Raw genomic sequence first — 17,619 nt, forward strand, 5'->3', positions numbered from 1 at the left:
GGCGGTAGGAGCAATGGCCAAGCGCATCGATGTCAAAGACCTCAACATCTACTACGGCAAGTTCCACGCCGTGGACGGGGTCACCCTCCAGGTGCCGCCGCGCAGTGTCACCGCGTTCATCGGACCCTCGGGTTGCGGCAAGTCCACCGTGCTGCGCTCGCTGAACCGCATGCACGAGGTGATCCCCGGCGCCAGGGTGGACGGGCAGGTCCTGCTCGACGGCGAGGACATCTACGCCACCGCCGTGGACCCGGTGTCGGTCCGCCGCACCATCGGCATGGTGTTCCAGCGGCCCAACCCGTTCCCCACCATGTCCATCAGGGACAACGTGGTGGCCGGGCTGAAGCTGGCCGGGATGAAGGGCAAGAAGAAGCTGGAGGAGGTCTGCGAGCGCTCGCTGCGCGGCGCGAACCTCTGGGAAGAGGTCAAGGACCGGCTGGACAAGCCCGGCGGCGGCCTCTCCGGCGGTCAGCAGCAGCGGCTGTGCATCGCGCGCGCCATCGCGGTGCAGCCGGACGTGCTGCTGATGGACGAGCCCTGTTCGGCGCTGGACCCGATCTCCACGCTGGCGATCGAGGACCTGATCACCGAGCTGAAGAAGGAATACACGATCGTCATCGTCACCCACAACATGCAGCAGGCCGCGCGGGTGAGCGACCAGACGGCGTTCTTCAACCTGGCAGGCGTCGGCCAGCCGGGCCGCCTGGTCGAGGTCGACGACACCGAGAAGATCTTCTCCAACCCGACCCAGAAGGCCACCGAGGACTACATCTCCGGTCGCTTCGGCTGAGCCGAACAATCGATACAGCGGTTAAAGCACAAGGGTTTCTGGAACCACAAAGGCCGGGTCCCCATCGGAGGGACCCGGCCTTTGTTGTGTCCTAAGGGAAATCAGTCCTCGCGGCCGGGCATCTTGCCGGTGGCGATGAACACCACCCGGCGGGCCAGCGCCACCGCGTGGTCGGCGAAACGCTCGTAGAACCGGCCCAGCAGCGTGATGTCCACCGCGGGGGCCACGCCGTGCGGCCAGTCCTTGTCCATCAGCACGCTGAACAGGTGCTTGTGCAGGGCGTCCATCTCGTCGTCGTCCTGCTCAAGCTGGTGGGCCAGCTCGACATCGCGGTTGCGGATGACCAGCTCGGCCTTCTTGGCCAGCTCCACCGCGACCCGGCCCATCTGCGCGAAGTCCTCGCGCACCTGCTCGGGCAGCACGCCGTTGGGGTGCCTGCGCCGGGTGGCTTTCGCCACGTGCAGCGCCAGATCACCCATCCGCTCCAGGTCCTCGGCGGCGTGGATCGCGGCGACGACGACCCGCAGGTCGGTGGCCACCGGCGCCTGCAGGGCGAGCAGCGCGAACGCCTGCTCCTCCGCCGCGGCGCGGGCGTCGTCGATCTTCGCGTCCTCGTCGATCACCTGTTCGGCAAGGCCGAGGTCGACATTCAGCAGTGCTGCGGTCGACTTCTCCATCGCTTTCGCGACATCGGCGGTCATGTCGCCCAGGATCTCGGCGAAACGATCGAGCTGCTCGTGATAGGCCTCGCGCATGTGGTCAGCCTACGGTGCGCGGGTCGCGGGGTCTGCATCCATTGGTGAACCAGCCGTAAACGGGCCCCGAACAACTGGTGCACAAGCCCCGGTCAGCGGCGGTGTGCGGTGGATCAGGTGCAGCTGTTGTCCGCACCGTTCACAGTGGACAGATCACCGGGCAGCTTGGTGGTCGAGGTCGGCGTGCCACCGCCGCCGGTTCCGTTGCCGGGCTTGACGATCTTGCCGTCGAACTCCGGGCCGAGCACGAGCTGGATCGAGCCGCCCATGCCGGCATCCGGGACCATCGTGGCGCCCGGCACCGAGGCGGCCAGCGTGCGCGCGGCGTCCCGGCGTTCATCGCTGAACCGGATCACCGTCTTGTCGCTGGGCGTCGGCGAGTTGCCCTTCTTCACCACCGAGAAACCGAGGTCCTCCAGGCCGGTGACCGCCTTGTTCGCGTTGCCCGCCTTGTTGGCGCCGTTGAGCACCTGGATCTTCACCGTCTTCGGGTCCACCAGCGCGGCCGGGCTCAGGTCAGCCGGCGGGTTGTTCTGCGCCTGCGGCACCGGGTTCTGGTTGCCGCCGCCTGCCGGTTTCTCCTGTGGCAGCGGGGTTCCGTTGATGATCGCCTGGAACAGGTTCTTGGCGTCCTTCTCCCGGAACTCCTCGCGGTAGCCCTTGCCCACCTCGACCGTGCGCACCGGCACCTGCACGAAGGTGACCCGCCCGGCTTCCAGGCCCTGCAACGAAGTGCCCAGGGTGAGCATCTGGTCGATGCCGATGTTCTCGCCGTAGGTGGAGCCCGCGAATGCCTTCACGAAGTCCTGCAGCTGACCGGGACTGGTGAGCACCTGCTGGGACATCACCTTGCGCAGCAACGAGGACAGGAACTTCTGCTGCCGCTGGATCCGGCCGTAGTCGCTCTGGATCGGGTCGCCCTTGAGCGTGCGCGCCCGCACGTAGCTCAGCGCGGTGTCGCCGGAGATGGTCTGCCGCCCGGTCTGGGTGATCACCGGGCCGATCTTCTCGTCGATCATCGGCTTGGGCACGCACACCTCAACGCCCTTGATCGCGTCCACCATGGCCTTGAAGCCGTGGAAGTCGATGCCGACGAAGTGGTTGATGTTCAGCCCGGACAGTTGCAGCACCAGCTTGGTGATGCACTTCGGGCCGCCGATGGCGTAGGCCGAGTTGAGCTTCTGGTTCTTCCGCACCGGCTCGGTCTTGCCGGTGTACTTGCCGGTCTTGGCGTCCCAGCCCTCGCAGGCCGGGATGGTGACGTCCATGTCGCGCGGGAAGGACACGATCACCACGCGCTTCCGGTCCGCCGGCACGTGCGCCACCATCACGGTGTCCGTGCGCGCGCCGCCGGCGATCTTCTCGTCACCCACGCCGTCCTCGGCGGTGGCCCCGGCCCGGCTGTCCGAGCCGATCATGAGGAAGTTCTCCGCGCCGTACTGCTTGTCCTTGTCCTGGATCTCATCGGCGTTGGGGTCCAGCGCGGACACCTCGCGGATCTGGCTGTTGATCCACTGCTTGCCCGCCCAGCCGATCCCGGTGGCCACCAGCACGATCGCGGCCACCGCGACCACCAATGCCTTGCCCACCAACAGCAGCCGCCGCTTGCGCAGCGCGTCCGGATCGTCTTCGGGCGGCGGGCTGGCCTGGCCGGTCTCGCGCGGCGGCTCGTCCTCGTCGTCCTCGACCAGCTCGTGGTAGGGCACCCCGACGGTGGCCACATCCACCGACCCGGGCAGTTCGACGAGCTGGGTCCGCTCCGCCGGCTCGTCCTTGGCCGCGGGCTTGTCGCCCTTGTCCTTGCCGCCGATCCGGATGAACTGGGTCAGCTTGCCGCGCCGCTCCCGTTCGGCCTCCTCGATCTCGGCCATCTCGTCGTGCACGGCGGAGAACCGGGACAGCGTCGCGTCGATCTTGCGCCGCTTGTCGTCCATCTCCCCGTCGACAACGGGCTCCACGGGCTTGGCGGGCGGCCGGTTGCCGGGCCGGGCGCCGGCAGGCGGCGGCCCACCCTGCGGCGGCGGTGGCGGCGCGCCCTGCGGCGGGCGGGGCGGCTGGCCCGCGGGCATGGCAGGCCGGGACGGCTGGTCGATCCCCGGCCGCTCCATCGGCATCGCCGGCCGGGAGGGCTGGTCCATCGGCCCACCGGGCCGCATCGGCCGGTTGCCCGGCGGTGGCCCGCCGGGACGCGCACCCGGCGGCGGGCCGGGCGGCCGGGACGGCTCGTCCAGCGCGGCGAAGCCACCACTGGAGGGCTGGTCCAACGGCGGCGGTGCGCCTTGCGGCGGTGCACCCGGGGGCGGCCCACCTTGCGGCCGTCCTCGCGGCGGCCGTGGCGGCGCGGACCGGGGCGGCGGCAGTTGCCCGCCACTGGGCTGGTTCAGCTCGCCCTGCGGCGGCATGGGCGGCCGCAACGGCTGGCCGGGGTCGCCACCGGGCATCCGCCCGTGCTCGCCCGAGGGCATCCGCCCCAGATCGCCCTGCGGCGGCATCGGCGGCCGCGGCGGCTGACCCCGGGGCGGCGCGGGGCGGGGCGCCATCGGCGGCGCGTCCCGGGGTGGCATGGGCTCGCGCGGCGGCAGGTCCCGCGGCGGCATCGGGGGCGGCGCCATGGGCGGCGGCGCGCTCTCCCGGGGCGGCATCGGCGGCACGGGCGGCAGCGGTGGCGGCGAGAGATCACGCGACGGTGGCGGTGGCGGGGCCGGGCGGGGGAGCTTGTCCGAGGTGCCGCCATGCTTGGCGAGCAGGTCCGAGACCGAGGTGCCGCCACCGTCGTCGAGGGACCGGCGGCGCCTGCTCGGCTGGTCCAGATCGGGGGTGTCGTCCTCGGCCCGCCGACGTCGTCCGGAGCGGGAACCGTAACCGCCCTCGCGGTGGTCGTCCGGCACCCGTGCTCCTTCCCGATCGTGTGACTCTCCGACTAAAGACGCAGGGCGAACCGCACGGGTTGTAACCCCCGACGGATCGCCCGGTGCCCGATAGTACGGATAACGGGTAGGACACACGAGCACGGCCGCGAGCTTTGTCACGTCCTGTACGGAAAATTGCCGAGTCGCTTAGCCCGATCGGGGCCGTACCGAGCAAGATCAGTTATAGCCAACCGGCCTGGGCTGGGCCACAGCCCGTCGCCCACCGGCCGCTCCGGCGAGCCGAACGCGCCCGTCCTCTTCCCGGTACGCGACGGCGTTGCGGCCGGACTGCTTGGCCACGTAGAGCAAGCTGTCCGCGCGCAGCAGCTGTTCCTTCGGGTCGGTCGCGGGCGTGTGCGCAGGTGAGCCGGTCAGCTCGTGCGCCAGCCCGATACTCACCGTGACCCGGAGATCCGGGGCCAGCTGGGTCCACGGGTACCGCTCGACGCGCGCACGTGCCGCTTCACAGACGGCGACCGCGGTCCCGGTGTCGATTCCCGGCACCACCAGCACGAATTCCTCGCCGCCGTAGCGGGCGCAGAAGGCGCCCTCGGGCAGCCCGTCCTGCAGCAGTTCCACCACGCGTTGCAGCACCCGGTCGCCGATGAGGTGGCCGAAGGTGTCGTTGACCTGTTTGAAGAAGTCCAGGTCGACCAGGGCCACGGCCAGCCCGCCCTGCCGGTCCGCCTCACCGAGCAGACCCAGCAGCCGCTGGTCCAGGTAACGCCGGTTGTAGCTGGCGGTGAGGCTGTCCCGCAGGCTCTGCTCGCGCGCCTCGGCGTGCTCACGACGCAGCCGGTCCACCTCGCGGCGCAGCTGTTCGGGCACCTGCGGCGGGTTGGTCTGTTCGGAGGAGAGCAGGTCCAGCGCGGACCGCAGGTGCTGGTAGGCCTGCCGCCACTGCCCCCTGGAGGCGAACAGCGCGGCGATCGACTCGTGTAACTGCACCAGCCCGGAGTTGGCGGGCGGCGTGGCAGGCGGGCCCGGATGACCGGCGGCGGTGGCGGGCGAGCGCGGCGGGGTGGGCGCGGAGCAGACCGGCCGCGCGCCATCGCGGAGCGGATCAGACTCGGCGATGTCAGGTCGCAGTACGGTCACCGCGTTCACCTCCCTACCACGGTGGTGTCGTCGGCTACGGCGGCACGCTTGAGCCACTGAACCGGGCTGGTGGCGCATTTCACTTAACTGGTTGACCGTGAACTGCTCCGACCCGGTGACTCAGCGTGATCCACCACGCTCTTGGTTGTGTACCCGGAAATGGCGGGGCGTCCCAAGCTGTTCGGCCATAGCCCACCCACTTGGCCCAGCAGGAAACTGCCGGTAGCCCAAGGTGTGTGGGCCCGGTCACGCTCAGCGTGGGCAGGGGGCGAATCCGTAGGCCGTCCCGTCCAGGACGACCACGTGCTGTGACCCGATCTGGACCCCGACCGTCGTGCCATCCCGTTTCGCGGTCACCGAGACCGCCACCACGTACACCCGCCCCCGCGGCACGCCGCCCCGGCCCGCCGCCCAGTCCGGGTCCGGCCGCAGCGTGGACAGCGCGGGTTCCACGGCCAGCACCAGGTCGCCGAGGTCGCAGGCGCCGGTGCGGAAATCGGGGTGCTGGGTGCGCTGCAGGAACGCCCGCTGTGGCCCCGCCCCACCGCGTGCCGCGGCCAGCCCGTCACTGAAGTAACCACCGACCAGCCCGGCGTCCACCGCCTCCTCGGGCGCGGCCTCCGGTGTCCCGGCCACCCCGACCGCGCAGCCCGCGGTGAGCAGCGCGCACAGCAACGCAGCGGCCTGCCGCACGCTCACCCGCCGGAGTGCATCAGCTCCGCGCCGACCGGGACCGAGGCGTCCTCCGGATCGTCCAGCCACCCGTGCGGCAGCGTGACCTTGGCCGGCGAGCCCTGGCGTCCGCGCGGCCCCTCCGCGTCCTCCGGGAACGGCACCTCGTGCGGCAGCTCGGCGAGCAGATCCTCCAGCTCGGCCAGGCTGGACACCATCGCGAAACTGCGTCGCAGGTCGCCGCCCACCGGGAAGCCACGCAGATACCAGGCCATGTGTTTGCGCAGGTCCCGGATGCCCTTGTCGGCCCCGAGGTGGTCGATGAGCAGCTCGGCGTGCTGGTGCAGCACCGCGGCCACCCCGCCCAGCGAGGGCCCTGGCGGCACCGGCTGCCCGGCGAAGGCCGCGGCCAGGTCCCGGAACAGCCACGGCCTGCCCAGGCAACCGCGCCCGACCACGATCCCGTCGCAGCCGGTCTCGGCCATCATCCGCAGCGCGTCGTCAGCGGAGAAGATGTCCCCGTTGCCGAGCACCGGGATCGTGGTCACCGCCTCCTTGAGCCGCGCGATCGCCGACCAGTCGGCCTGCCCGGAGTACCGCTGCGCCGCGGTGCGGCCGTGCAGCGCGACCCAGGCCGCGCCCTCCGCCTCGGCGATCCGCCCGGCGTCCAGGTAGGTCAGGTGCTCCTCGTCGATCCCGATCCGGAACTTCACCGTCACCGGGATGCCCGCGGGTTCGGCTTCCCGCACCGCCGCCCGCACGATGTCGCCGAAGAGCCGCCGCTTGTACGGCAGCGCGGCCCCACCGCCCTTGCGGGTCACCTTGGGCACCGGGCAGCCGAAGTTCATGTCGATGTGATCGGCCAGGTTCTCGTCCACGATCATCCGGACGGCCTTGGCCATGTTCACCGGGTCCACGCCGTAGAGCTGCAACGACCGCGGGTGCTCGTCGGCACTGAAGGTGATCATGTGCATGGTCATCGGATCCCGCTCGACCAGCGCCCGGGTGGTGACCATCTCGCACACGTACAGCCCGGCCCCGTACTGACGGCAGAGCTGCCGGAAGGCCACGTTGGTGATCCCGGCCATCGGCGCGAGCACCACCGGCGGATCGACCTGGTAGGGGCCGACCCGCAGCGAGGGCGGACGAGCGTTCACTCGTCCATTGTCCGGCATGTTCGGACTGCCGGGCGCCATCAGGGGCGGCGCGCGAGCAACTCGTGCGCCGCACCGGCCTTGGCCGCCACCTCCGGCCACCGCGGATGGGTGAGGTAGATCTCATCCGGGGTGGCTGAGTTGTAGTCCGCGAGCACCGCCAGCAACGGCTGCACGGCGGCCTTGACCGCGGCCGCTTCCGCCTGGTCCCGCAGCAGCTCGCCCACGCTCTCCGCCGGGTCGAACCGGTCCCACCAGGTGTCGGCGAGCAGCACCTGCACGGTGCCACTGAGATCCGGCCAGCCGTTGACGGTGGCTGGGGTGAACCCGGCCAGTGCCTCCAACGCGTCCACCACGCTCTGCCTGCGACTCGCGCTCATGAATTTGTTTTCGGAACCAGATCAGCTCGATTAAGGGAGTGCTGCCCAGATCACACCGGCCGCGCGTGATTCTCGGAGTTGCCAGGACAGCGCTCGCCCCCTGCTGGGAACATCACATCTTGGAACCGCTGTGCCAAATGGAGGACTGATGACCAACGCCCGCCGTATCGGCGCGCTGCTGCTGGCCGCCACCGCGCTGCTGGCCGGGTGCACCAAGGTGGGTGGCGTGGCCGAGGCGGGCGACCCGGTCGAGGGTTACGACAAGCGTGGCTCCGCGGCGCGCAAGGTCCCCTCGCCCGGTGGCGAGCTGGTGTCCCTGCTCAACCCGGAGCCGACCGGTCAGCTGCTCTGCGGCGCGCTGTCCGCGGCGGACTGGTCCACGGTGCTGGGCGGGCCGGTGCAGAGCCGGTGGTCGCAGCGGGGTGGCTGCCTGATCGAGGGCGGGCACCAGAGCGTGTACGCGGCGCTGAGCTGGCAGCAGCCGTGCAAGACGCTGCCCAATCCGCAGCAGGTCGACGTGCAGGGCCGGGCTGCGACCGCGGTGAGCACCAACTCCGGCGGCGAGGTGCTCTGCGTGCCGTTCAACCACTTCGGCGAGCAGGAACTGGACCAGCAGAAGTACGGCAACAGCGAGGACGCGGTGCCCAAGGGCACCCTGCACCTGACCGCCACCCCCGGCAACAACCCGCCCAAGGCGGCCCGGCAGGTGCTGCACGAGCTTGCGGGCAGGCTGCTCGTCGAGCTGACCAAGCCCGGCCCGGCCGCGCCGGCGCCGGGGGAGAAGGGCGCGCTACCGTTCACCCCGTTCCCGCCGCCCGCCGACGGCGCCGTGGTCGACCTGCCGCACCCGCAGCGCGCCGCCGCGCTGTGCACCGCGGCCACCGACGAGATGTTCCAGACCATCCTGGGCGCGCCGGTGCGCGAGCGGCAGCTCACCTACGGCGGCGACTGCACGATTTCCGGCGGCGAGCCGTTCAAGGGCGGCGCGCACACGGTGTGGATCCAGATCCTGTCCACCAAGCTGGACGGCGGGCTGTACAACGGCACGGCGATCACCGTCGCGGGCCGGCCGGCCAAGGTGGGCAGTGTGCTCAGCGGCACCGGGGTGCTGCTGCGGGACAAGATGGACAACCTGCTCGCGGTGCGGCTGATGGCACTGGGCGACAACCGCACCGACGAGGCCCGTCGCGGCCTGGAGAAGGCTCTGGCCGAGCAGATCGTGCCGAAGTTGCTGGGTTCGATTTAGAAGTCCACGTTCACGCAGGCCAGCCGCGCTCCGGCGGTACCGGCGTGACCCTGGTGCGTACTGGTCTTCTCGAAGTGGATCACCACGGACTTGGCCCTGCGCTCGCCGAAGTGCCAGGGCACCACGGTCTTGCTCAGCGCCACGCCGTGCCGGTTGGTGGTGAAGTCCAGCCAGATCTCGTTGGAGGCGTTGGCGTACTTGGGATCGACCGAGGGCTGCACCGGGTCGAGCACGCTCTGGTAGTGCGGTCCGGAGTCGGCGGGCGCCGCCCCGCACGGCTTGGTGTGCGCGTGCGCGCCGTAGGTGCGGCCGGGCACCAGCCCGCGCACCCCGAGCAGCACCAGGGTGCCGCCGCGCCGGACGTGGGTCGCGGCGACCGTCACGCCCGCGCCTACCGGCACCAGCTTGGGGTCGTGGGTGACGGCCTTGGCGCCCTCGGCATAGGGCGCGAAGCGGCCGACGGTGAGCACGGGAATGGAATCGGTGGAGAGCGAGTTGACCGGATCGGCGCCTGCGGGCGCCGTGCTGCCGGTGGTCAGCACCAACACTGCCGCGACGCCGGTCGCGGCAAGGGGAAGACGTCGCATGGTGCTCACCCTGGCACGGTCGGTGAGTTCCGGCAGCGGCAGGCAGCGATGGTATGGCGGGTTGATATGGGGGCAGGAATGCGGGACCGGACCTGGCTGGTGGCGCTGGCCGCGGCGTTGTGGGGCACGGACGCCCTGCTCCGCAAGCCGCTCGCGCAGGCGCTGCCCTCGGCCACGGTGGTCTTCTGGGAGCACCTGATCGTGGTGGCCCTGCTGCTGCCCTGGGTGCCGCGCGCACTGCGTGCCTTCGCCGGGCTGAGCTGGCCGCGGCGCGTGGCGGTGCTGGTGATCGGCGTCGGCTCCTCGGCGGTGGCGACCGCGTTGTTCACCGCCGCCTTCCGCTACGGCGATCCAGTGACCCCGCTGGTGCTGCAGAAGTTCCAGCCGGTGTTCGTGCTGCTGGCTGCCTTCGCGCTACTCGGCGAACGCCCCCGCGCGCACTACCTGTACTTCGCGGTGCCCGCCCTGCTTGGCGCCTGGCTGCTGAGCTTCCCTGATCCACTGCGGGTGCAGGTCAGCGCGGCGGTCCCGGCGCTGCTCGCGCTCGGCGCGGCCGCGTTGTGGGCTGGCGGCACCGTGCTCGGCAGGCTGGTCAGCGCCGACCTGCGCCCGTGGGACGTCACGGTGCTGCGCTTCACCATCGGCCTGCCCGCGACCGCGGTGGTGGTGGCCGGTCAGGGCGCCCCGTTCCTGGTGGACTGGGCGAACGCGCCCGCCCTGCTGCTGCTCGCGATCGTGCCCGGCCTGCTCGCGCTGAGCCTGTACTACCTGGGCCTGCGCAACACCCCGGCCACCCGAGCCACCCTGGCCGAACTGGCCTTCCCGGCCACCGCCGCGCTGATCGGCGTCGGCCTGCTCGGCGCGCACCTGTCCGGCACCCAGTGGCTGGGCTTCGGCCTGCTGGTGCTGGCGGTGACCGCCCTCGGCTGGCGCGAACGCACCGGCCGAGGGAGCACCGTGCGACTCAGCCCAGATCCCGAGCCAGCACGTCCTCATCCGTCTCCCGCCGGATGATCGGCCGGTACCGCCCGTCGGCCACCGCGATCACCGGCGGCCTGCCGACCAGGTTGTAGTTGGACGCCAGCGAGTGGTGGTAGGCGCCCGAGCAGGGCACCGCCAGCAGGTCGCCGCTGTGGATGTCACCGGGCAGCTGCACGTCCTTGGCGATGATGTCCCCGGCCTCGCAGTGCCGCCCGACCACGGTCACCGTGCGCGGCGCGGCCTGACTGGCCCGGCCGAACATCCTTACCGCGTAACGGGAACCGTAGAGCGAGGGCCGCAGGTTGTCGCTCATCCCGCCGTCCACCGCGACAAAGGTCCGCACCCCTGGCACGTCCTTGACCACGACCACCCGGTACAGCGTCACCCCGGCCCGCGCGACCAGTGATCGCCCCGGCTCCACCACCAGCCGCGGCGCCGGCAGCCCGTGCGCCGAGCACTCGTAGTTCACCGCGCACCGGATCCGCGCCGCGAAGCCCTGGAGGTCGAACTCGTCCTCGCCCGGCAGGTAGGCCACCGCGTGCCCACCGCCGATGTTCAACTGCGGCAACACCATCCCGTGCTCATCCCGGATCGCCGCCAGCAAGGCGACCATCCGCCGCGCCGCCAGCTCGAACCCGGCCACCCGCCCGATCTGCGAGCCGATGTGGCAGTGCAACCCGGCCAGGTGCAGGTTCGGCTGCCCGAGCACCCGCCGCACCGCCTCCGCCGCGGCCCCACTGGCCAGCGAGAACCCGAACTTCTGGTCCTCCACCCCAGTGGCGATCGCCTTGTGCGTGTGCCCGTCGACGCCCGGCGTCACCCGCACCAGCACCTGCTGCGGATACCGCGCCAGCGCACCCAGCTGCTCGATCTCGTCAAAGGAGTCGAGCACCACCCGCCCAACCCCGTACCCCACCGCCGCCTTCAGATCCTCCGGCGTCTTGGCGTTGCCGTGCAGGATGATCCGCTCCGCCGGGAAGTCCACGGCCCGCGCCACGGCGAGTTCCCCCGCCGAGCACACGTCCAGCGAAAGCCCCTCCTCCCGCACCCACCGCGCCACGGCCTTGGTGAGCAGCGCCTTGCTCGCGTAGGCGATCTCCATGTCCGGCAGCGCGGCCCGATAGTCCCGGCACCGCCCCCGCACCTGGGCCTCATCCAGCACATAGGACGGGGTTCCGAAGTCAGCCGCGACCCGCCGCAGCGACACACCCCCCACCACCAGGTCGTTGTCCGGCCCCAGTTCGGTACCCGCAGGCCAGATCCCCGGCTCCAGGTGCGAGCGCAGCGAACGGTGCAGCGACGGTATGAGGTACTCCAGAGTCACGACGGCCTCCGCGGGCACTGTCACGGGCACGTTGCCCGCCAATGACGAGAAAACGCCGCCCAGCCCCCGCCGTCAGCCGTCCCTACGCGCCCCTGACGCCCCGCCCAGCCACGTTTCCGCAACCCTGACGCGCCAGGTGGCCCCCACCACACCGCACTAGCTTCACATCTTCCTGAAACAGCTAAACTAAACCGGCAGGTCAAGGGGGTGACGGAGAGGATGGCGTACATGACCGGTCCCACCCCGCCCGCCAGGGACGAGGCAGCAGTGGCCCGCTTCGTGGAACGCTTCGCCCTGGTCCTCACCGACGCGGGCTGGCCCCGCATGCCATCCCGGATCTTCGCCAGCCTGCTCGCCAGCGACGACGGCACCCGCACCGCCGCCGACCTGGCCACCCACCTGCAGATCAGCCCCGCCGCCGTCAGCGGAGGCGTCCGCTACCTGACCGACATCGGCCTGGCCACCAAGGAACGCTCCCCCGGCGCCCGCCGAGACCACTACCGAGTCCGCGACGACCTGTGGTTCGAGTCCCTGATGCGCCGCGAACAGCAGATCTCCCGCTGGGTCCAAAGCGTCAAGGAAGGCATCCAGGCCGTCGGCCCCACCACCCCCGCAGGCCACCGCCTGGAACTCACCAGGGACTTCTTCGAGTTCCTGCAAACCGAACTCCCCACCCTGCTGGCCAACTGGCAACGCCCCAGCCCCCCGTGACCGTAACCACGACGCACGCCCCAGCCCGGTATCGGTAGAGTGTCCCCGGGCCGCTAGCTCAACTGGCAGAGCAGCGGACTTTTAATCCGCGGGTTGTGGGTTCGAGTCCCACGCGGCCCACCAAACCCCCAGGTCGTTGGCCTGGGGGTTTTGCGTGCCGGGACCCCGACCGGGAGTTGGCAAGACAGCCGTCCTGGTGAGTCTGAGCCGACGGCGGATCGCTGAACCCCGGAGCCCGCGTGCCCCGTCGCCCTGTCCCGGGGCATCCACCACTCCGGCGCTGGGTCGTGGTCGGTTCCGGTGTGCGGGCCGGCATGGGACGATCCCCGCCAGACTGGAGGGAAGACTGGATGATGATTCCGGGTAGTGGCGATGCTGAGTTGCAGCGCGTTGTTGGCGCGTTGTACGAATGGGATCCTGATGGTAATCGGACCGCCGCTGTCCTTCGGGATACCCTCGACCAGCTATATGACGGCCAGCACACTGGCCGGTGGGCTTATGGTCAGTTGCATAAGACTGAGAAAACGCACATGGGCACGCTGGTCGAGATCAATCTCCATCGGGAGTTCAAATTCGATGACGGTAATGTAACGGACTATTCGATCGATGGCATCGAGGTCGACTGCAAGTTCTCGATGAAGTTTGGCGGCTGGATGTTGCCACCTGAGTCTGTCGGGCATCTCTGCCTGCTGATGTGGGCCGATGATTCCACAAGCTCGTGGTCGGCCGGGCTCATCAGGGTAGAGCGTAAGCTGATGACCGGCTCGACGAACCGCGATCTGAAGGGGCGGCTGAGCCAGGAGGGGCGTGCGCAGATCACGCCGCTTTGGCTCGGACACGGGAGGCTGGACGAGAATCTTCTCCTGCACCTTCCGGGTGAGGTGCGTTCGCGTATCCTGGATGCTAAGGCCAGGCGCGGGAACCAGCATGGTCAGGCGCGGGTATGTGAACTGTTCCGGAGTGTGCAGCGGCGTATTGTGCGCAGGGCAGTACTGGCGACCGTTGCACAGCAGGACGATTTCATGAAGCGGGCGCGTAGTAATGGAGGCGCCCGTGACAAGCTCCGGCCAGAGGGAATTCTGGTGCTGGGACATCAGGATAACGATCCCGATGTCGCTCAGGCACTTTCCCTGCCCAGGCCGATGAAAGGCGAGCTGGTGTCAGCGCGGGTGGTTCCGGCGCGGGAGGATGATCCTCGCCCGGCGGCTGAGATCGAAGGTCGGCGATGGCGGCTCGCTGAATCCAGGGATCCTGTTGTCCCGGCGCCCGTGGTGCCTCGCGGCAGCGTGAGGGACTAGGTTCATACCGTTGGTCGCTCTCGGGAGCACCTGTCGCGATACCCCGAATGATCGCTGCAGGTGCTCTCTCGGCGGTTAGCTGATGGTCCGGCTCTTCTGGAACTTCTCGTTCCTGATGTGTTCGTCCTGCCCGAGGAAGGCCTGGAAGTCGCCCAGCTCGTAGGTGACCTTGCCGCTCTTCGAGGTTTCGATCTTCATGTCGAAGTCTTTAGCTAGCAAGGTGATGCGACGCTCGAATTCGCCTACGGTCAGGCTTACCCCGGCTTGTAGCATGAGCTGCTCCGCAGTCAAAGGTTTCTTGGACTTGCGAAGAACCTTTGAGATCGGATCATGTTGCGGCAAGAGAATGATTCGCTCGGTTCCCTCCTTTTTCAGGGCGCTCATGATGCTATTTCCGAGAGCGTGGGCGACTGGTGGCGGGAATGCGTTTCCAATTTGCCGGTAGCGCGATGTTTTTTTGCCTGTGAAAGTCCACTGATCGTATTTTCCTAGCCAGCCCTGCAGGCGGGCTACCATTTCGGTAGTCAGCTTAGGGCCAGGTTTGGGATCGGTTCCGCGAGCGGGAGGACTGTCTGCTACGCCCATGGCGTCCACATGCATCTCCGCCCAGGCCCTTTTTGCCCGCGTTGGTCCGAGGTCTGCGCCGCCGTGCTTCTTGGATCCCCCTACAATTGTGGGGGCAATCTTGGAGGCATTGGCAACCCAGGTTTCCAGTTTGTCTTCGTCCCAGCCGTTGGAGCCCATTAGAATGCGAAGAGTCTCTCCCACTGTGACTATTCCAGAACTCTTTTCTGGCCATTGCCAGTATGGCGCGTACTCTTTCTGTAGGGCGACTAGTACGAACCTTGGGCGGAGTTGGGGTACGCCATAATCAGAGGCGTGCAGGAGTTCCCAGTGGGCGATGTACCCGGCGTTCTCGAGTTCTTCCAGCACGTGTTGACGGTACCCGGCGAATCGCGGCAGACTCAGGCCGCGGACGTTCTCGAGCATGACTGCCTTGGGTTGGAGTTCCTTTGCCTTCTCCACTGCCCAGGCGAAGAGGTCCCGCTCGTCGCTTGCCCCTAGCTGTTTGCCTGCGATGGTGAACGGGGGGCAAGGAACGCCGCCAGCTAGAAGTGAAACTCCGTGATGGGTACCCGTCTGCTCTTTGGGTATCCAGTTTTCGGGATCAGCCACATCGCCTTGGCGGACGTCCCAATCCGGCCGGTTTGCCCTGAGGGTCGCGCATGCGTTCGGATCCAGCTCGATGGCCAGCCTGTGCTTGAAGCCAGCCTTCTCGAGCCCCAGAGCCTGGCCCCCTGCTCCGGCGCAGATCTCGATAACTTCGTGGACTTCGTCCTTAGCCAACGGTGTTCCTTCCAGGACAGACAGGGCCGGGGAGCGCCCATCGGGCTGTATCTTGCCTCAGGCGGCTGGACCCTGCGGGAGTGGAGTTCTTGTGTCTGATGACGGGCTTGCTCAACCTCGGTTAGGAGCGGAGGAGGCAAGACGCCGTCCGGTGCCGCTCAACAAGGGGCGGTCCCGCAACATGCAGGCGAATCGCCGCGTGGACACCAAGCCCGAGGTCCGGTTGCGCAGTGCCCTGCACCGGCTCGGCCTCCGCTTCCGGAAGGACCTGTTGCTGCGGCTTGACGACGGAGTGCGGGTGCGGCCGGACATCGTGTTCACGGCACGCAAAGTGGCCGTCTTCGTTGACGGCTGCTTCTGGCATGTGTGTCCAGTGCACGGGCGAGAGCCGACCCGGAACGAGTGGTACTGGACGCCCAAGCTCCGGCGGAACGTGGAACGTGATCGGGCCGCGAACGAGGCCCTCGCTGCGGCGGGCTGGACTGTCGCCCGGTTCTGGGAGCACGAGCCGCTGGAGTCCGCGGTCGCTGCCGTAGCCGGGTTGGTGCGCAATCGAACATGAGTTCGACGTTAGACCTGGGCCCCGACAATGCCGCTGCTAGCCTGCCCCGTCCGTTCGCGACTGGAGACCAGCGGCGCCGGAAACTGCTGCACGGCAACAAGAATCGCGCGATCCGGCTGGCCACGCGCAGATGCGACGTGACCGCTGGCCGCTACTGTCCAGCCATTGCACGAGGCCGGACCTCGCAGTGGTGGGACGGTAGCGGCGTGCTGGGTGAGTTGTGCGTAGCCCGCTGGACTGTGCACGGTCCAGCGGGCTGAAGCGCGGCCGCGGCAGGCACGGCTCGTCGGCCGTATCAGCTACCAGGCATCTCGCAGGAAGGTGGCTGGCGGTTCATCGTCACTGTCGTCGTCCGTTGGCGGGCCTGGCCTGCGCGGAGGATCAGGTGGCTCGGGCTGGTCGCCCTGCCGCAGTTGCTCCAGGTGTGCCCTGGCCCGTTCAGCCTGTTCTTCCTTCTCCTGGTCGGACAGGTTCTGGTACCAGGAACTGAACTGCTGCATCCGGGAGTTCAGGGCCTCCGTATACGTCCCGGACAGGACCGCGCTGCGCAGGTCGGTGCGGCCAGCCAGCACATCGCTGGCCATGTCGGCCAGTGCTGAGCCGCCCGCACCGCCGGCCAGGCGTTCCAGGGACTGACGCAGGGCTTGGGCCCGGACTGGGTCTTTGGCGATGTCGAGCAAGGGGTCGTTGTCGTGGGGCACGGCGGCACCTTCAGTTCACGGCTGGGTGGTTGTAGGTGGTTTCGGGGAACGGGATGCTCTTGACGTTCCCGAGCAATCCGGTCGCGGTAGTGACCGCACCGTGCACTCCGTACATGACCTTCTGCGCGGTGTTGAGCAGCTTGACGAAATCAGCCCACAGCTTCACGATCTTGGCGCATTCCAGCGCCGCAAGTGCCCAGGCAATGGCGATGCCGACACCGGTCCAGCCCAGTGCCGCCCCGGCGGCGACCTCGATGGCGGCGATGATCGCGGCGTCCAGGAGGTCCTTGATGACATCACCAGCGGCCTTCGCGAACTCCCAGGCGCCCCGGGCCGCGGTCAGGTACTCCTCGTGCAGCTGATGCAGGATCTGCTGCTTCTCGCTGATCGCCTTGGACAGGTCCCGGAAGTAGACCTGTGCGCTGTCAGCGGCGTTGCCCTGCCAGCCGCTGTCCAGCGGACCGAGGCCACGTTGCAGGCTTTCGCTGACCGCGCTCATGCATTTGCCCAGTGACTCCCAGGCGGCCGCACACCGGGCGTAGCTCTCCCAGTCGCCGGTGAGCTGGTTTGTCAGTTCCTGCAACGGGTTCACACCGATGGTGGCGGCCAGGATCTCGTTGAGCCACCACGATGGGCTGAGGCCGTCCGAGATGGCGTTGATGATCTTCAGTGGGTCGTCGAACTCCTCGGGCTTGCCCGGCGGAACGAGATGGGTCGCAGCGCTGGCGTTTCCGACGCTGGCCTGAGTCATGAACGCTCCCCCTGCTACTTCGGGCCTGGCTGGCCGCGATCGACCTTCGGGTACGTCCGGTCGACGGTCTCCGCATTACCGGCGTCGGTGGTCCGGTAGTAGTCGACGACACCGGTCAGTTCACCGTGTGCGGCGTTCACGACGGAATGCACTCGCTGAAGAAGATCGCTAACCGCATCCTGCGCGCCTTTGTGCGCGTCACCGAGTAGGCGAAGCCATCCTTGGTCCTCGAACGGCACGTCGCAGTGCTGGTTGACGTAGGACTGCGCGGACTGGGTGTCGTCCCAAGCCTGTCTGATTAGCTGGCGGTACCCATCGATCATGCGGTAGTCAGCTTTGAAGCCCACGGTTCC

General features: G+C 68.8%; 18 protein-coding genes and 1 tRNA gene. 7 read left to right on the forward strand and 12 right to left on the reverse strand.

The features are described 5' to 3' along the window. Positions 1–13 precede the first annotated feature (13 nt). On the forward strand, positions 14–790 hold the full coding sequence (pstB, locus tag MZC64_RS01725) for a phosphate ABC transporter ATP-binding protein PstB (RefSeq protein ID WP_247755324.1): 777 nt from the start codon (positions 14–16) through the stop codon (positions 788–790). Positions 791–891: 101 nt separating this feature from the next. On the opposite strand, the gene phoU is transcribed toward pstB, so the two are convergent. The 6 genes from phoU to MZC64_RS01760 all read right to left on the reverse strand — a co-directional run bounded on the left by phoU (position 892) and on the right by MZC64_RS01760 (position 7,758). Then, positions 892–1,545: a phosphate signaling complex protein PhoU gene (gene phoU / locus MZC64_RS01730; protein WP_247755325.1), complete on the reverse strand. Its 654-nt coding sequence runs from the start codon at positions 1,543–1,545 to the stop codon at positions 892–894. Positions 1,546–1,658: 113 nt separating this feature from the next. Continuing rightward, complete coding sequence (locus MZC64_RS48495) at positions 1,659–4,433, reverse strand: LCP family protein (RefSeq protein WP_308300943.1); 2,775 nt, start codon at positions 4,431–4,433, stop codon at positions 1,659–1,661. A 198-nt stretch (positions 4,434–4,631) separates the two neighbouring features. Then, positions 4,632–5,552, reverse strand: coding sequence for a GGDEF domain-containing protein (locus MZC64_RS01745; protein ID WP_374205593.1), 921 nt, complete (start codon positions 5,550–5,552; stop codon positions 4,632–4,634). Between the two features lie 252 nt (positions 5,553–5,804). Next, entirely contained in the window at positions 5,805–6,251 is a 447-nt protein-coding gene (locus MZC64_RS01750) for a hypothetical protein (RefSeq protein ID WP_247755326.1), read from the reverse strand. Then, positions 6,248–7,399, reverse strand: coding sequence for a tRNA dihydrouridine synthase DusB (gene dusB, locus MZC64_RS01755; RefSeq protein WP_374205594.1), 1,152 nt, complete (start codon positions 7,397–7,399; stop codon positions 6,248–6,250). Before dusB ends, MZC64_RS01750 begins: the two co-directional genes overlap by 4 nt. A gap of 20 nt (positions 7,400–7,419) precedes the next feature. Next, on the reverse strand, positions 7,420–7,758 hold the full coding sequence (locus MZC64_RS01760; protein ID WP_247755328.1) for a hypothetical protein: 339 nt from the start codon (positions 7,756–7,758) through the stop codon (positions 7,420–7,422). 148 nt (positions 7,759–7,906) lie between these two features. Between MZC64_RS01760 and MZC64_RS01765 the strand changes: the two genes are divergently transcribed. Beyond that, positions 7,907–9,004 (forward strand): hypothetical protein, encoded by a 1,098-nt coding sequence (locus tag MZC64_RS01765; RefSeq protein WP_247755329.1) that lies wholly within the window; start codon positions 7,907–7,909, stop codon positions 9,002–9,004. On the opposite strand, the gene MZC64_RS01770 is transcribed toward MZC64_RS01765, so the two are convergent. Beyond that, positions 9,001–9,591, reverse strand: a complete 591-nt coding sequence (locus MZC64_RS01770; RefSeq protein WP_247755330.1) for a superoxide dismutase — start codon at positions 9,589–9,591, stop codon at positions 9,001–9,003. The genes MZC64_RS01765 and MZC64_RS01770 overlap by 4 nt on opposite strands. A gap of 78 nt (positions 9,592–9,669) precedes the next feature. Between MZC64_RS01770 and MZC64_RS01775 the strand changes: the two genes are divergently transcribed. After that, positions 9,670–10,605 carry a DMT family transporter gene (locus MZC64_RS01775; protein ID WP_247755331.1) on the forward strand — a complete coding sequence of 312 codons (936 nt, stop codon included), beginning with the start codon at positions 9,670–9,672 and terminating at the stop codon, positions 10,603–10,605. On the opposite strand, the gene lysA is transcribed toward MZC64_RS01775, so the two are convergent. After that, positions 10,556–11,896 (reverse strand): diaminopimelate decarboxylase, encoded by a 1,341-nt coding sequence (gene lysA, locus MZC64_RS01780; RefSeq protein ID WP_247755332.1) that lies wholly within the window; start codon positions 11,894–11,896, stop codon positions 10,556–10,558. The genes MZC64_RS01775 and lysA overlap by 50 nt on opposite strands. A 228-nt stretch (positions 11,897–12,124) precedes the next feature. Between lysA and MZC64_RS01785 the strand changes: the two genes are divergently transcribed. From MZC64_RS01785 to MZC64_RS01795, 3 genes are all read left to right on the forward strand, one after another. Beyond that, positions 12,125–12,607 (forward strand): GbsR/MarR family transcriptional regulator, encoded by a 483-nt coding sequence (locus MZC64_RS01785; RefSeq protein ID WP_247755333.1) that lies wholly within the window; start codon positions 12,125–12,127, stop codon positions 12,605–12,607. Between the two features lie 47 nt (positions 12,608–12,654). Next, positions 12,655–12,730: transfer RNA gene (locus MZC64_RS01790), tRNA-Lys, on the forward strand. Between the two features lie 227 nt (positions 12,731–12,957). Beyond that, entirely contained in the window at positions 12,958–13,905 is a 948-nt protein-coding gene (locus MZC64_RS01795) for a NaeI family type II restriction endonuclease (protein WP_247755334.1), read from the forward strand. Between the two features lie 75 nt (positions 13,906–13,980). On the opposite strand, the gene MZC64_RS01800 is transcribed toward MZC64_RS01795, so the two are convergent. Then, complete coding sequence (locus MZC64_RS01800; protein WP_247755335.1) at positions 13,981–15,252, reverse strand: DNA cytosine methyltransferase; 1,272 nt, start codon at positions 15,250–15,252, stop codon at positions 13,981–13,983. A 181-nt stretch (positions 15,253–15,433) separates the two neighbouring features. Between MZC64_RS01800 and MZC64_RS01805 the strand changes: the two genes are divergently transcribed. Further along, positions 15,434–15,814, forward strand: coding sequence for a very short patch repair endonuclease (locus tag MZC64_RS01805; protein WP_247755336.1), 381 nt, complete (start codon positions 15,434–15,436; stop codon positions 15,812–15,814). Between the two features lie 299 nt (positions 15,815–16,113). On the opposite strand, the gene MZC64_RS01810 is transcribed toward MZC64_RS01805, so the two are convergent. From MZC64_RS01810 to MZC64_RS01820, 3 genes are read right to left on the reverse strand one after another with little or no spacing between them, the layout of a single operon-like run. Beyond that, positions 16,114–16,515, reverse strand: a complete 402-nt coding sequence (locus tag MZC64_RS01810) for a hypothetical protein (protein WP_247755337.1) — start codon at positions 16,513–16,515, stop codon at positions 16,114–16,116. Positions 16,516–16,525: 10 nt separating this feature from the next. Beyond that, positions 16,526–17,266, reverse strand: a complete 741-nt coding sequence (locus tag MZC64_RS01815; RefSeq protein ID WP_247755338.1) for a WXG100 family type VII secretion target — start codon at positions 17,264–17,266, stop codon at positions 16,526–16,528. A 14-nt stretch (positions 17,267–17,280) separates the two neighbouring features. Beyond that, positions 17,281–17,613 carry a hypothetical protein gene (locus tag MZC64_RS01820; protein WP_247755339.1) on the reverse strand — a complete coding sequence of 111 codons (333 nt, stop codon included), beginning with the start codon at positions 17,611–17,613 and terminating at the stop codon, positions 17,281–17,283. Positions 17,614–17,619: the final 6 nt, after the last annotated feature.

Source organism: Crossiella sp. S99.2 (genome assembly GCF_023094165.1).
Lineage (GTDB): Bacteria > Actinomycetota > Actinomycetes > Mycobacteriales > Pseudonocardiaceae > Crossiella.

Coding starts and splice junctions, on each gene's coding strand:
- phoU (WP_247755325.1), bottom strand. CDS start 1,545: ATGCGCGAGGCCTATCACGAGCAGCTCGATCGTTTCGCCGAGATCCTG.
- dusB (WP_374205594.1), bottom strand. CDS start 7,399: ATGCCGGACAATGGACGAGTGAACGCTCGTCCGCCCTCGCTGCGGGTC.
- pstB (WP_247755324.1), top strand. CDS start 14: ATGGCCAAGCGCATCGATGTCAAAGACCTCAACATCTACTACGGCAAG.
- MZC64_RS01770 (WP_247755330.1), bottom strand. CDS start 9,591: ATGCGACGTCTTCCCCTTGCCGCGACCGGCGTCGCGGCAGTGTTGGTG.
- MZC64_RS01775 (WP_247755331.1), top strand. CDS start 9,670: ATGCGGGACCGGACCTGGCTGGTGGCGCTGGCCGCGGCGTTGTGGGGC.
- MZC64_RS01815 (WP_247755338.1), bottom strand. CDS start 17,266: ATGACTCAGGCCAGCGTCGGAAACGCCAGCGCTGCGACCCATCTCGTT.
- MZC64_RS01795 (WP_247755334.1), top strand. CDS start 12,958: ATGATGATTCCGGGTAGTGGCGATGCTGAGTTGCAGCGCGTTGTTGGC.
- MZC64_RS01785 (WP_247755333.1), top strand. CDS start 12,125: ATGACCGGTCCCACCCCGCCCGCCAGGGACGAGGCAGCAGTGGCCCGC.
- MZC64_RS01760 (WP_247755328.1), bottom strand. CDS start 7,758: ATGAGCGCGAGTCGCAGGCAGAGCGTGGTGGACGCGTTGGAGGCACTG.
- MZC64_RS01765 (WP_247755329.1), top strand. CDS start 7,907: ATGACCAACGCCCGCCGTATCGGCGCGCTGCTGCTGGCCGCCACCGCG.
- MZC64_RS01805 (WP_247755336.1), top strand. CDS start 15,434: ATGCAGGCGAATCGCCGCGTGGACACCAAGCCCGAGGTCCGGTTGCGC.